The sequence below is a fragment of the Bacillus sp. DX4.1 genome, from assembly GCF_030348195.1.
Lineage (GTDB): Bacteria > Bacillota > Bacilli > Bacillales > Bacillaceae_G > Bacillus_A.
Map to the genome: position 1 here is coordinate 3,456,722 of NZ_JAUCFT010000008.1, position 13,740 is coordinate 3,470,461.

General features: G+C 37.7%; 15 protein-coding genes and 1 other annotated feature. All 15 genes read right to left on the reverse strand.

Features of this window, described 5'->3' with window-relative positions; genetic code table 11:
* Window positions 1-72: 72 nt before the first annotated feature.
* Window positions 73-1,356 (reverse strand): uracil permease, encoded by a 1,284-nt coding sequence (gene uraA / locus QUF99_RS20460; protein WP_289372393.1) that lies wholly within the window; start codon window positions 1,354-1,356, stop codon window positions 73-75.
* A 148-nt stretch (window positions 1,357-1,504) separates the two neighbouring features.
* Window positions 1,505-2,047 carry a bifunctional pyrimidine operon transcriptional regulator/uracil phosphoribosyltransferase gene (gene pyrR / locus QUF99_RS20465; RefSeq protein WP_289372394.1) on the reverse strand — a complete coding sequence of 181 codons (543 nt, stop codon included), beginning with the start codon at window positions 2,045-2,047 and terminating at the stop codon, window positions 1,505-1,507.
* 203 nt (window positions 2,048-2,250) lie between these two features.
* Window positions 2,251-3,159, reverse strand: a complete 909-nt coding sequence (locus QUF99_RS20470; RefSeq protein ID WP_289372396.1) for an RluA family pseudouridine synthase — start codon at window positions 3,157-3,159, stop codon at window positions 2,251-2,253.
* Window positions 3,160-3,163: 4 nt separating this feature from the next.
* Entirely contained in the window at window positions 3,164-3,622 is a 459-nt protein-coding gene (gene lspA, locus QUF99_RS20475) for a lipoprotein signal peptidase LspA (RefSeq protein ID WP_289372398.1), read from the reverse strand.
* 279 nt (window positions 3,623-3,901) lie between these two features.
* A complete protein-coding gene (locus QUF99_RS20480) occupies window positions 3,902-4,234 on the reverse strand; it encodes a TraR/DksA C4-type zinc finger protein (RefSeq protein WP_289372400.1) in 333 nt (110 codons plus the stop codon).
* A gap of 316 nt (window positions 4,235-4,550) precedes the next feature.
* On the reverse strand, window positions 4,551-7,316 hold the full coding sequence (gene ileS / locus QUF99_RS20485) for an isoleucine--tRNA ligase (protein ID WP_289372403.1): 2,766 nt from the start codon (window positions 7,314-7,316) through the stop codon (window positions 4,551-4,553).
* Between the two features lie 80 nt (window positions 7,317-7,396).
* Window positions 7,397-7,617 (reverse strand) — a binding site (T-box leader).
* Between the two features lie 51 nt (window positions 7,618-7,668).
* Complete coding sequence (divIVA, locus tag QUF99_RS20490; RefSeq protein ID WP_286121591.1) at window positions 7,669-8,175, reverse strand: septum site-determining protein DivIVA; 507 nt, start codon at window positions 8,173-8,175, stop codon at window positions 7,669-7,671.
* 90 nt (window positions 8,176-8,265) lie between these two features.
* Window positions 8,266-9,039 (reverse strand): YlmH family RNA-binding protein, encoded by a 774-nt coding sequence (locus QUF99_RS20495; protein WP_289372406.1) that lies wholly within the window; start codon window positions 9,037-9,039, stop codon window positions 8,266-8,268.
* A gap of 15 nt (window positions 9,040-9,054) precedes the next feature.
* Window positions 9,055-9,318, reverse strand: coding sequence for a YggT family protein (locus QUF99_RS20500; RefSeq protein WP_289372408.1), 264 nt, complete (start codon window positions 9,316-9,318; stop codon window positions 9,055-9,057).
* A 6-nt stretch (window positions 9,319-9,324) separates the two neighbouring features.
* Window positions 9,325-9,780 (reverse strand): cell division protein SepF, encoded by a 456-nt coding sequence (locus QUF99_RS20505; RefSeq protein ID WP_289372410.1) that lies wholly within the window; start codon window positions 9,778-9,780, stop codon window positions 9,325-9,327.
* 19 nt (window positions 9,781-9,799) lie between these two features.
* Window positions 9,800-10,474 (reverse strand): YggS family pyridoxal phosphate-dependent enzyme, encoded by a 675-nt coding sequence (locus tag QUF99_RS20510; RefSeq protein WP_289372412.1) that lies wholly within the window; start codon window positions 10,472-10,474, stop codon window positions 9,800-9,802.
* Window positions 10,475-10,479: 5 nt separating this feature from the next.
* On the reverse strand, window positions 10,480-11,289 hold the full coding sequence (gene pgeF / locus QUF99_RS20515) for a peptidoglycan editing factor PgeF (RefSeq protein ID WP_289372413.1): 810 nt from the start codon (window positions 11,287-11,289) through the stop codon (window positions 10,480-10,482).
* Between the two features lie 115 nt (window positions 11,290-11,404).
* Window positions 11,405-11,683, reverse strand: a complete 279-nt coding sequence (locus QUF99_RS20520) for a YlmC/YmxH family sporulation protein (protein WP_286121597.1) — start codon at window positions 11,681-11,683, stop codon at window positions 11,405-11,407.
* Window positions 11,684-11,785: 102 nt separating this feature from the next.
* Window positions 11,786-12,565 carry an RNA polymerase sporulation sigma factor SigG gene (sigG, locus tag QUF99_RS20525; protein ID WP_286121598.1) on the reverse strand — a complete coding sequence of 260 codons (780 nt, stop codon included), beginning with the start codon at window positions 12,563-12,565 and terminating at the stop codon, window positions 11,786-11,788.
* A 450-nt stretch (window positions 12,566-13,015) separates the two neighbouring features.
* Window positions 13,016-13,735, reverse strand: coding sequence for an RNA polymerase sporulation sigma factor SigE (sigE, locus tag QUF99_RS20530; RefSeq protein WP_286121599.1), 720 nt, complete (start codon window positions 13,733-13,735; stop codon window positions 13,016-13,018).
* Between the last annotated feature and the right edge of the window lie 5 nt (window positions 13,736-13,740).

Below are 13,740 nucleotides of genomic sequence, written 5' to 3' on the forward strand. Positions count from 1 at the left end.
GTCATGTGAGACTAGGGTGCCAGAAAGTAGCCACCCTTTTCCGTCTCACAGGACTGAATTAAAAGGTTGTTTTTATGAAGCAATCTGCTTTGATTGTTCTTTTTGTTTCATTTCAGGTAATACTAGATGTAACAGTACCCCAACGATTGCCGCTAATGCCATCCCTTCCACTTGGAATGATTCTCCGACACGAAGTACCGCACCACCAATACCGATTACGAGAATCACCGATGCGATTATTAAGTTTCGTTTATCGCTTAAGTCTGTTTTCTCATCTACCATCATGCGTAAACCACTTGATGCAATTACACCGAAGAGCAGGATTGATACACCGCCCATAACTGGTGTTGGAATCGAATGAATCAGCGCTGAAATCTTTCCGATAAACCCGAACATGATTGCGAATACCGCTGATCCAAAGAATAGGTACACACTGTATGCTCTCGTAATTGCGAGTACGCCAATGTTTTCACCGTACGTTGTATTTGGTGGCCCTCCGATTACAGAGGCGATTAATGTTGCAACACCATCTCCAAAAATCGAGCGATGCAAGCCTGGTTTTTCAATTAAGTCTCGGTTAATAACATTTCCAAGTACGATTTGATGTCCGATATGTTCTGAAATCGTTACAAGTGCAACTGGTACCATTAAGAGTACAATCTTCCATGAAAACTCTGGAGTATAAGTTACAAACGGTACTACAAAGTCTGGTACATCAAACCATTTCGCCTCAGCCACCGGCTTTAAGTTTACTAATCCTTGGAAGTAAGCGAAGATATATCCTCCGATAATCCCGAGTAAGACCGGTATGATACTGAAAAACCCTCTTCCAAATATGGAGAAAATGATTGTAATCGCTAGTGTTACTAGTGCTACTGAAAAGTGTGTAAAATTATACTTGCCATCCGCACCATTCATTGCCATATTAACCGCTGTATGCGCTAAAGCTAAACCAATAACCATTACAACCGGACCAACTACAATCGGAGGAAGTAACTTCATAATCCAATTCGATCCAGACCTCTTAATTCCAAGTGAAATTAAGATGTAAACAAGTCCTGCTAGTAAACCACCAAGCATCGCCGCCCCTGGTCCACCTGCTGTCTTTGCTGTAATAATTGGTGCGATAAACGCGAATGATGATCCTAGATATGCTGGTACTTGACCTTTTGTTATAAGAAGAAACGCTAGCGTTCCTAATCCACTTGAGATTAAAGCTACTGATGGATTCAATCCTGTTAAAAACGGAACTAGCACTGTTGATCCAAACATCGCAAACAAATGTTGTATACTTAAAAATAACCATTTTCCCGGTTTCGGTACTTCATGAATGTCTAACACTGGCTTTTGCTCCATTGTTGCATCCTCCTTCAGTATGAAAATTTCGCAATAAAAAAACTCTTTGTGCCCTGTGCACAAAGAGTCCTATACTTTCATATGTCAAATTTGACATATGAAAGTCAAGACCCTTTGGCAGCCTCACGGGACCACATTTAAAAGGGCTTTACTTATCGTATATGCTTACTCGATCTTGCTGATCTGTCTCTTGCAAATCAACCTCAATACGTTCTTCACTTGATGTTGGAATGTTTTTCCCAACATAGTCAGCGCGAATTGGTAATTCACGGTGACCTCTGTCTACAAGAACAGCTAGTTGGATTTGTGATGGTCTACCTAGATCCATCAGAGCATCCATTGCCGCTCGAACCGTTCTACCTGTATATAGTACATCATCAACAAGAATGACCTTTTTCTTTGTAATATCTACTGGAATATCAGAACCTTTTACAAGCGGTTCTTTATTTTTGGATTGTAGTGTTAAATCATCACGGTATAACGTAATGTCTAATTCCCCTACTGCCATTTCTTTCCCTTCAATTTGCCCGATACGTTCTGCCAAACGCTGTGCGATAAAGATACCACGTGTTTTAATCCCGACAAGAACACAATTCTCAACACCTTTATTACGCTCCACAATTTCGTGACTAATGCGTGTTAAAGCGCGGCGAATCATTTGATCATCTAGAACAACTGCTTTTTCTTCCATATTCTGCACCTCCAAGCTTTTTCTTGCGTGAGAGGAATGGTATAAAAAAAATCCTCTCGTCGTGTGCGAGAGGATTTTTTGAAAAAGGGTATAAGCATACCCTAAGCATTTCAAACCGTTACCTTCTCAACCTCACGGGGCTGTGTTAAAGGATCATTATTTAACTGTTGTTAGTATCGCAGTTTTTTTCGGTTTTGTCAATATTATTTACGTAAATCATTTAAAACTTCTTCAAATACTTGTGGAATCGGTGCTTCAAACTCGATATATTCTCCTGTACGCGGGTGATTGAATCCTAAAATTCCAGCATGAAGTGCTTGTCCATTTATATCCATTGTTTTCTTCGGACCATATTTTGGATCTCCTGCAAGTGGAAAACCAATATATTTCATATGAACACGAATTTGATGCGTACGCCCTGTTTCTAAACGGCATTCGACAAGTGTAAAGTTGTTGAATCGCTCTAACACATGAAAATGTGTTACAGCATTCTTTCCCTTATCCTCAACTGTCATACTTTGACGGTCTTTCTTATCACGACCAATTGGTGCATCAATTGTTCCTTTATCGTGCGGAATTACGCCGTGAACAATTGCCTTATAGCGTCTTGTTACCGTTTTTGCTACAAGCTGATTCACAAGAGATTCATGCGCCATATCATTTTTTGCAACCATTAATAAACCAGAAGTATCCTTATCAATGCGGTGTACAATACCCGGACGCATTACACCATTGATTCCTGATAAATCTGTACAATGATACATCAATCCATTTACTAACGTACCCCTTGTGTGTCCAGGTGCTGGATGTACAACCATACCACGTGGCTTATTCACAACAAGTACATCTGCATCTTCATAATAAATTTCTAAGTTCATATCTTCTGGCAAAATATCAAGTTCTTCTGGTTCTGGAATTGCAATTGCAATTTCGTCATTTACCTTTACTTTATAATTTCCTTTAATGTCATTTCCATTTACGGTTACAACACCATCTTTAATCCATTGTTGTACTTGTGAGCGTGACCATTCATTGTTCACACCTGCAACAAACTTATCAATTCGCTCACTTTTTTGTTCTTCTGTAACTGTTACTTGTACTACTTCGCTCATTCAATTACTCCTTCATTTTCTTTCCTTCTAATAGGGTTTGAATAATAATTAATACAACACCAATACATAAAGCTGAATCAGCTATATTAAATACTGGATAGTTGTATGAGAAAATATACACGTGAATAAAATCCACCACTTCTTGTCTAAATACACGATCAATAAAATTACCTATTGCTCCGCCTAAAATAAGACCTAATGAAATGCCTAGGAGTTTATCTGTTTTTGCGTATTTTTTCATATAAAATACGATAAAGGCAACAAAAACAACTGTGATAATATAGAAGAACCACATTTTATTTTCTAAAATGCCCCAGGCAGCTCCTCGATTCCGATGAGATGTTATGTATAACACATTATCAATAATCGGTATACTCGTACCTAATTCCATATTCTTCACAATCAACCATTTCGATATTTGATCGATGGCAATAACAAACAATGCTATTAAGTAATATATCATTTTCATTTCCCCCACAAAGACAGTGTACCTCAAAATTTTAGCATAGCTGCTATGTTTTCACAATGAACCTTTGCGGAAGAATAAAATAAAATGAAAAAAGGTACTATAATATCGTTGTGCTTATAGCAGATGTTCAAAAAATTCGGTAAAGATAGCCGCCCTATTTCTTCGTTACGTCGTCACTCTGGTACTCATGTAGTTCACTCTACACTCCGTATCCTCCTGGCTTCCGTGCCTCGAACTACTCCGCTCTCTTTATCCTTCTTTTTGAACAAGCACTTATAGCACGTTCACTTTGTCATATAGGAATTCACAAATCGTACGAGCGGTTGGCATCATCTTCATTTGCCTTACTGGAATATTTTTTCCTGTTTCTTCGCAAACACCATACATGTCAATTTCCATTTTAAATAGCGCTCGCTCTACGTCTTTTAAATCTTCTCTCATATCATGTAATAACAACTTCTTTTTAGAATTTCGCGTGGACTCATATCCCAATTCCTGTCCAAATTCCATATGATAGGTGTGCATCGCTTCTTTTGCCAGTCGCTCCTGTAGTTCTTTCCTCATCAATTGTAATTCTTGCTTAATTTCCATATAGATATCATTCACGTGTACATTCCTCCCGGCTGCAATGTACCGTTAGTGTATCCGAAATAAGCTCCCTTACCGCACACACATTTTTCCTGCCTAGGAAAGAGATAAAGTGAAACTTTGATCAGTGGAGGAATTTTTCAACACCTACTGATCATTAACCCTCACGAATCGGGCTTTTACAGGCAGTTTATCCCCCCATCTAACTTCTTTGCTTCTTGCAGAACTTTGAGGTGGGGATCTTACTGCCCACGAATAGCGGGATAAATAATTTCTATTTATAAAAGTAAAAACTGACCGCCATGATAAGCAGTCAGTTTTTATTCACGTACAATTATTTTACATAATTTTCTTTTACAACTGTCGCACAACGCTCACATAATGTTTCATGATCAGCATCGTTACCAATTGTTTCAGAAACAACCCAACAACGTTCACATGTTTCACCAGCCGCCTGCGCTACAACAACAGCTGTGTGCTCATATTTTGGTGCATCTGCTGGAGCTTCTTCAATTGTTCCACCAAGCTTATAATCAGAAACAATAAACAATTGTTTTAAATCTTCGCTAATTGATTCTAACGTTTGTTTCATTTCTACAGTTGGGTAAAGCGTAATGCTTGCATTTAAGGACTTACCGATTATTTTCTCATTACGGGCAGCTTCTAACGCTTTTAAAACGTCATCTCGAAGTGTCATAAATGCATCCCATTTTATTTTTAACTCTTCAGCACCGTCTACTTTGGCTGCTTCTGGCATATCAGTAAGCTGAACACTCTCTTCTACTGCACCAGGTACATATGGCCATACTTCATCAGCTGTATGAGGTAAAATTGGCGTTACAAGTTTCGTTAATGCAACAAGAACATCATATAACACTGTTTGAATTGCACGACGCTCATGATTATTTGCAGCTTCAATATATAAAATATCTTTTGCAAAGTCTAAATAGAATGAACTTAGATCAATTGTACAGAAGTTATGAATTGCATGATATACAGCAGCAAATTCATACGTTTCATATGCTTCTTTCACTTTTGTGATTAAGTCATTTAATTTCACTAACATGTAGCGATCTACTTCGCGAAGTTCAGCCGATGCTACCGCATCTTTACTTGGATCAAAATCAGCTAAGTTTCCTAATAAGAAACGGAATGTGTTACGAATTTTACGATATACTTCTGCTACTTGTTTTAAAATATCATCTGAAATACGTACATCAGATTGATAATCAACAGAAGATACCCATAGACGTAAAATATCCCCACCTAATTGATCCATAATTTTTTTCGGTACAACAATGTTTCCGATAGACTTACTCATTTTACGACCTTCACCATCTAGTACGAAGCCATGGCTTAGTACACCTTTATACGGTGCTTTACCTGTTACCGCAACCGCTGTTGATAAAGAAGAGTTAAACCATCCACGATATTGGTCAGATCCTTCTAAATACAAGTCAGCTGGACGCTGCAGGTCATCACGCTCTTCTAACACAGCTTGGTGAGAAGATCCAGAATCAAACCATACATCCATAATATCTGTCTCTTTACGGAATTCACCATTCGGACTAGATGGATGTGTAAAGCCTGCTGGTAATAAATCTTTCGCTTCACGTTCAAACCATACGTTAGAACCATGTTCACGGAATAAATCTGCTACATGCTGAATTGTTTCATCTGTAATAATTGGGTCGTTATTTTCTGCATAGAATACAGGAATTGGTACACCCCACGCACGTTGACGAGAAATACACCAATCACCACGGTCACGAACCATGTTATGAAGACGTGTTTCGCCCCATGCCGGTACCCATTTCGTTTCTTCAACAGCTTGTAACAGTTCACTACGGAACGCTTCAATAGAAGCAAACCATTGCGCTGTTGCACGGAAGATAATTGGTTTTTTCGTTCTCCAGTCATGTGGATAAGAATGCGTAATAAATGTTAATTTTAATAACGCGCCAACTTCTTCTAATTTTTCCGTAATTGGTTTATTTGCTTTATCATAGAATAAACCTTCAAATCCAGGTGCTTCACTTGTTAATACACCTTTATCATCAACTGGGCAAAGAACTTCCAAGCCATATTGTTTACCAACAAGGAAGTCATCCTCCCCGTGTCCAGGCGCTGTATGTACACACCCTGTACCAGCATCTGTTGTAACGTGCTCACCTAGCATAACAAGAGAATCACGGTCATAGAATGGATGTTGTGCTACAGTATATTCGAGTTCGCTACCTTTTACTGTTTTAACAACTTCTGTGTTTTCCCACTCTAATGTTTTTGCCACTGTTTCAAATAGTTCAGAAGCGATGATATATTTTTCATTGTTTACTTTTACAATGCTATACTCAAGCTCCGGATGAACGGAAATACCTAGGTTTGCTGGTAATGTCCAAGGTGTTGTTGTCCAAATGATAAATTTCTCGTCGCCTTCTAAAACGCCTTTTCCATCTTTTACAGGGAATGCTACGTAAATAGATGCAGACTTTTTATCTTGATATTCAATTTCTGCTTCTGCTAAAGCAGATTCACTTGTTGGAGACCAGTAAACAGGCTTTTGTCCTTTGTAAATATAACCCTTTTTCGCCATGTCACCAAACACTTTAATTTGCTGCGCTTCATACGCTGGCTCTAATGTAATATAAGGATGATCCCAATCTGCACGTACACCAAGGCGTTTAAATTGCTCACGTTGACGGTTCACTTGTTCATATGCATATTCTGCACATAATTTACGGAACTCTGCAACTGTCATTTCTTTACGTTTTACCCCTTTATTTGTTAAAGCTTGCTCAATTGGTAAGCCGTGTGTATCCCATCCTGGTACATATGGTGCAGAGTATCCAGTCATAGATTTGTAACGGACAATAAAATCTTTTAATACTTTATTTAACGCATGGCCCATATGAATGTCACCATTTGCATATGGAGGACCATCATGTAATACAAATAAAGGACGACCTTTTGTATGTTCTTGTACTTTTTCATAAATATTCATTTCAGCCCATTTTTCTTGCATCGCAGGCTCACGTTTCGGTAAATTCCCACGCATTGGAAACTCTGTTTTTGGCATTAGTAATGTATCTTTGTACTCCATGCTCAATTCCTCCTTGAATGTATAAAAGAAAGACATTTTTTCTTAATAAATGGAATAAAAAAGAGACCTTCTCATCCCCAAAAAGGGACGAGAAAGTCTCCCGCGGTACCACCCTAGTAGACCATACATAAATGCACTGGTCCTCTTTACATTCTTAACGCGAATACACGCCTACGCTTACTCATTGTTCAGCGCGGAACTCCAGGGTGATATTCCATTCTCTCCTTATCCTGAGCTTACACCATCCTCAGTTCGCTATATAAGGTATGAAAAAAGTACTTATCCCTATCTTCGTTTTTCTTAATAAATATGTTGTTTAAAATTATATGTAATAATGAGAAAAACGTCAAGCTTACACTGTTTCTTCTTTCTTCAACAGTTCGTCCACTTCGTCTTCTAATTCAATAAGCTTGTCCCAATCATCATTGTTTAACATTTCAAGCTGTGCTTCTAACAGCATACGGAAACGAGTACGGAACACTTTCGCTTGTTTCTTCAACTCTTCAATGTCAAATGCAACTTTTCTTGATTTTACTAATGCTTCGTTAATGATACGATCTGCATTTTTTTCTGCTTCACGGACAATTAATTTTGCTTCTTTTTGTGCATTACGCTTTACTTCTTCTGCTGCTTCTTGTGCAACAACGATAGATTTATTCAATGTGTCTTCAATGTTAGAAAAATGATCTAACTTACCTTCTTGTTGCGCAACTTTTTCTTCTAATGCTTTCTTCTCACGAATGACCAATTCATAATCTTTGATGATTTGATCAAGAAACTCATTTACTTGATCTTCATCATAGCCACGGAATCCGCGACCAAATTCTTTGTTATGAATATCTAATGGTGTTAACGGCACAAACGCCACCTCCAAATAGTTATCTAAATTTTCCTTTTTAATTATATCTTTTCTTCGACAAAATAAGAGATTTTCCTTCTAAAAAACCAATCATTTTAGTATACCATACAAAACTCTCCATTTGTCGCGTTTCGTTTTTCCCTCTACAGAAAATACTTTACTTCGGCCATATCCCCTAACTGAAAAAACATCCCCTGGGAAACATTCATAGGCAGTTTGTTCTATGACCTTCCAATTCACTTTCACAAGACCGCTTTTAATAAGCGGCTGTACTTTTTGCCGGGATATATGAAGCATTTCAGCTAGTAAGACATCTAATCGGAGTGACGAAACAGTTCCAGATTGTTCTATCCATTCCTCTTGCAAAGGCAATACTTGCTCTACTTGTACCGAACTCAGTGATACCTTCGTTTTTCCTATTGATTGTAAATTCATTTCAATATATGAAACAACTTCTTTTGCAACTACAATTTGGGCACGATCTTCTTGAAGCCAAATATCACCACATTTTTCTCTTGTTAAACCAAGAGACATAAATGCGCCTAATATTTGCCTGTGTTCAAGCGTATAAAACTTGGAAGGATAGTCAATTTCTAATACTTCTACTTGAAACTCTTCTTCATCTAACTCAAGATAATTAGGATAAATAAGAGCTCTTTTTCTTTCCGCTTTTGGCGCAGCACCATAAAACTGTAAAGCAGCATCCCCCTGATTTCCAATCACCATAGTAGCAATTTGCTGCTGACGTGGATCAAGAAAATCAGTTAATTTTACTTGATGATACTCCTCAGCTGCTTGTTTCCATTCTAACGCTTTATCAACAAAGACCTCTTCATCGGGTCTAAAATGCTCATAGATGCTCATTGGTTCAACCTCTTACTACAGGAAATAATGAAATAGGCTTACTAAACCACCGCTAGCTAATCGCAATACAATAATTGCAACGATTGGAGAAATATCCATTACACCAAATGGCGGGATAAACCTCCGGAATGGCTCTAAATATGGCTCGCAAATACGTGCAAGGAAATCACCAAATTTTGATTCTCTTGCCCCTGGAAACCAAGAGAGAAGAATATAGATAATAAGCGCGTAGGAGTAAAATTGTATTAAATAGAGCAATACTTGTAAAATCATTGTCATGGCGTATTACCACCTCTTTATATTTGTATCTTCCTCTTCACCGAATAACTCAGAAATCGCTCCAACAATATCCACAGTTTCAGGTGTACATATAAATGTTTTCGGCCCTAATTTTTGAATATCCCCGCCTATAGCGTATACAGTACCACTTAAAAAGTCAATGATGCGCAGCGCTTGATCTGTTGACATTCTTTGCAAATTAATAACAACAGCTCGTCTTCCCTTTAAATGATCCGCAATACCTTGCGCCTCTGAATATGTGCGCGGCTCTAACAAAACAACTTTAGAGGATTGCTTTGCCGTTTCAATGCTCACGATATTTTGCTTTGGCTGTACTTTTGCAAGTGGGATATCCTGCTGCTGAGGATCCTGTTGTTTTTTCATTTCTTCTTGCTCCTTTTCATAAGCTTCTCGCTCTTCCGGTGTGTCAAAAAAGAAGTATTTTACTTTTGACCAACTCATAATAATATTCTCCTTCCTTCTACGCTTTTCCTACTAAAATCGTTCCCAAACGAATATATGTAGCACCCTCTTCAATTGCAATCGTATAGTCATTTGACATCCCCATCGATAACTCTTCACACGGAGCGTATGACAATTGTAGTTCCTGCACCTGTTTTTGTAACCCGCGCAATGTTTGAAAACAACGACGAATCTCTTCATCTTCACCTGAAAATGGTGCCATCGTCATCAATCCAACAACTTCGATCTTATCAAACTCTTGCAACGCACGAATAAACGCAATCGTTTCCTCTACCTGTAATCCTTGCTTTGATTCTTCAGAAGACGTTTTAACTTGCACAAAACATCGAACTGTTTTTGTAGCACGTTTTTGGATTTCTTTTGCGAGTGAAAGGCGATCTAATGAATGCAAATAATCAATTTCATTTATGACTTCCTTTACTTTTCTCGTTTGTAATGAACCAATGAAATGCCAATTTACGTTTGAGCCAAAATGTTCATATTTTGATATAAAACCTTCATTACGATTCTCACCTAAATCAGTAAGTCCAGCTTCTATTACTTCGTTTGTTTTTTCGATTCCTACTGTTTTTGTTACAGCAACGAGCTTAATCTCTTTTGACGAACGATTTGCTCGTTCGCATGCTTTTTTAATCTCTTCTTGTACAATTGCTAAACTCTCTTGTACTGCCACTGTTTTCAATCCTCCTTAAAGCCTATGAAACTCAACATTCTTCCCGTCTTCCCTTGATCACGGCGATGCGAGAAAAACAATTGTTCTTCACAGCTTGTACAAAGAGACGACATCACAATATGTTCTTCTCTTACGCCAGCTTGTATACATAATAAGCGATTGACTTCTTTTAAATCAATTGCATATTGTCCGTCTGAAATCACTTTATATGGAGCAGGTCCGTTTAGTGCTCGTTTTGCTGCTGATAACACACGATCATCGACAACATAACAGCACGCCCCAATAGCTGGTCCAATTGCAACATGAATCTCATGAATTGGTACTCCTTCTTCCTTCCACTTTTGGATCATTTCTCTCGCAATTTCTTTGACAGTTCCTTTCCATCCAGCGTGTGCAAGGCCTATCATTCCATGTGAGGGTGCGTAGAAATAAAGTGGAACACAATCAGCATAACAAGATGTTAAACACACATCTTTATCAGTCGTATAAATACCATCCGTATTTGGAATACCGTCTTCATATAAGAAGATTCCTCGCCCTTTTTCTTGCTGTCCAACTTTTTCAACGTAATGATCATGAACTTGTTCTGAACAAATCCAACTTTCTAATGGTTTCTGTAACTTGTCCGCTAAAATACGTCTATTTTCATGAACATTCTCCATGTTATCATTTACATGTAATCCCAAGTTCATCGCATGAAAAGCCCCTGTACTTATCCCGCCTTCTTTTGTCGTAAATCCAGCAGTAATGTTTCCAAGTTCTTTCCATGCTTGTAAATACAATATACCGTCCTCATATATAAATGGTTCTCTCATAAAGCGGCTCCTTATAATAAAATAACATAAAAAGTATGGTACTTCCTGTCTATTTTACCATACTTTTATTTTTCCATAATGACAACATAAAAAAAAGAAGAATTTGTAATATTTTTTAAGAAATTGTCGGTGTTTGTATTGGTTCTGTTACAGAATTGACATGATCTGCACGAACTAAGATAACATCTTCGCCAATTTTCAAAATTTGTTTCCATGGAATGACAAATTCCGCTTCTTTTCCAAATATGCCTAACATACGAGCTTGCTTTGAAATGATGATCGCTTGTATTCTCCCTGTTTGCATATCAATATCAATATCACCAATATTCCCAAGTTTTTTTCCATCCGATACATTCACAACATCCTTCATTTGAAACTCTGAAATCCGTATCATTGCCATTCCCTCCTTTAAAGCCATTATATGAACACCCCATCTTCTCTATGAACGGAATGTGATTTGTTCATTATAAAAGATCTCATCATGAATGATGAGATCTTATCCTTGAATTGTCTTATTCATTTGTTTAATTGCTGATTTTTCAAGACGGGATACTTGCGCTTGAGAAATGCCGATTTCCTCAGCAACTTCCATTTGTGTCTTTCCTTGAAAGAATCGTTTACGAATAATCATTTTTTCTCGTTCATTTAATCGCTTCATTCCCTCTTTCAACGCCAATTCTTCGACCCATTGCTCGTCCCTTTGTTTATCATCACTTAACTGATCCATCACAAAAATAGGATCTCCCCCATCATTATAAATAGGTTCAAATAACGAAACTGGGTCTTGAATGGCATCAAGAGCAAACACAATTTCTTCATGTGTAACTTCAAGCACTTTTGCAATATCCATTGCCGTTGGTTCCTTCGAATTTTCAGCAATAAGTTTTTCTCGTACTTGTAATGCTTTATACGCAATATCTCGCAAAGAACGAGAAACACGAATTGGATTGTTATCACGCAAATATCTTCGAATTTCTCCAATAATCATCGGCACAGCATATGTTGAAAATTTGACATTTTGGCTTAAGTCAAAGTTATCAATGGATTTCATAAGTCCAATGCAGCCAACTTGGAATAAATCATCAACAAACTCCCCTCTGTTGTTAAATCTTTGGATGACGCTCAGTACAAGACGTAAGTTTCCATTTACTAATTTCTCTCTTGCGCTTATCTCTCCACTTTGCATTTCTCGAAATAATTTACGCATCTCTTCGTTTTTTAGTACTGGAAGTTTAGCTGTATCAACACCGCAAATTTCTACTTTGTTTCTCGTCAAAGTGTTCCCTCCTATCGGGAGTTGCTGTACAGTGTAAAGTATCTCCTTTGGAGGGAATTTTATGCATACGGCTTTTCTGCTCTTCAAACAAACACATCTATACACACTTTGTAAAAAAATACAACAAAACCAATCGGAATACCGATTGGTTTCATTCACCTCATTACAAAAATACGATCTCTAAAAGACTCACTTTCTCCATTATTACCAGACGGATACCCCTAAAAACAGTTACATACTACATATACATTTTATTACGTATTCGTGCAGATCATACCAACCGATGAAATGCTTACTTTATCCCGCTATTTGCGGGCAGTAATACTCCCACCTCACAGTTCAGCAAAAAGCAAAGAAGTTAGGTGGGGGGATAAACTGCCCGTAAAAGCCCGATTCGTGAGGGCTAATGATCAGTGGGGGATGAAGACCCCCACTGATCAAGGTTTCACTTTATACCATTTTATTAAATTCTTTCCGAAGCCTTTTTATGATTCGTTTTTCCAGACGCGAAATATAAGACTGTGAAATTCCTAGCATATCTGCCACGTCTTTTTGTGTTTTCTCTTCTCCTCCAGCGAGCCCAAAGCGCAGCTCCATAATTTGTTTTTCACGGTCATTTAATTGATGTAGTGCTTTCATGAGAAGATGTCGATCTACCGTGGCCTCTAAGTCTTTTGTAATAATATCTTCATCAGTCCCAAGAACATCGGATAGTAACAGTTCATTTCCATCCCAATCAATATTTAACGGTTCATCGAATGATACTTCAGAACGATTTTTATTATTTCGACGTAAATGCATTAAAATTTCATTTTCTATACAACGTGATGCATAGGTTGCTAACTTTATTTTCTTTTCAGGATTAAACGTATTAACTGCCTTAATGAGGCCAATCGTACCAATACTAATCAAATCCTCAATATTAATTCCTGTATTTTCAAATTTACGAGCTATATACACCACAAGACGCAAGTTTCGCTCTATTAATAATGACCTTGCTGCTTGATCTCCTTTTGGTAGTTTATTTAAAAGAACTTCTTCTTCCTCTTTCGTCAAAGGCGGTGGTAATGCCTCACTTCCACCAATGTAATAAATTTCATCGGTCTTAATTCCTAATTTCAGCAATACTTTATACCAAAGATAAATAAAATAAAATTTCAGTTTTAACATACTCT

Coding starts and splice junctions, on each gene's coding strand:
- uraA (WP_289372393.1), bottom strand. CDS start 1,356: ATGGAGCAAAAGCCAGTGTTAGACATTCATGAAGTACCGAAACCGGGA.
- pyrR (WP_289372394.1), bottom strand. CDS start 2,047: ATGGAAGAAAAAGCAGTTGTTCTAGATGATCAAATGATTCGCCGCGCT.
- QUF99_RS20470 (WP_289372396.1), bottom strand. CDS start 3,159: ATGAGCGAAGTAGTACAAGTAACAGTTACAGAAGAACAAAAAAGTGAG.
- lspA (WP_289372398.1), bottom strand. CDS start 3,622: ATGATATATTACTTAATAGCATTGTTTGTTATTGCCATCGATCAAATA.
- ileS (WP_289372403.1), bottom strand. CDS start 7,316: ATGGAGTACAAAGATACATTACTAATGCCAAAAACAGAGTTTCCAATG.
- QUF99_RS20495 (WP_289372406.1), bottom strand. CDS start 9,039: ATGAGCATCTATGAGCATTTTAGACCCGATGAAGAGGTCTTTGTTGAT.
- QUF99_RS20500 (WP_289372408.1), bottom strand. CDS start 9,318: ATGACAATGATTTTACAAGTATTGCTCTATTTAATACAATTTTACTCC.
- QUF99_RS20505 (WP_289372410.1), bottom strand. CDS start 9,780: ATGAGTTGGTCAAAAGTAAAATACTTCTTTTTTGACACACCGGAAGAG.
- pgeF (WP_289372413.1), bottom strand. CDS start 11,289: ATGAGAGAACCATTTATATATGAGGACGGTATATTGTATTTACAAGCA.
- QUF99_RS20520 (WP_286121597.1), bottom strand. CDS start 11,683: ATGATACGGATTTCAGAGTTTCAAATGAAGGATGTTGTGAATGTATCG.
- sigE (WP_286121599.1), bottom strand. CDS start 13,735: ATGTTAAAACTGAAATTTTATTTTATTTATCTTTGGTATAAAGTATTG.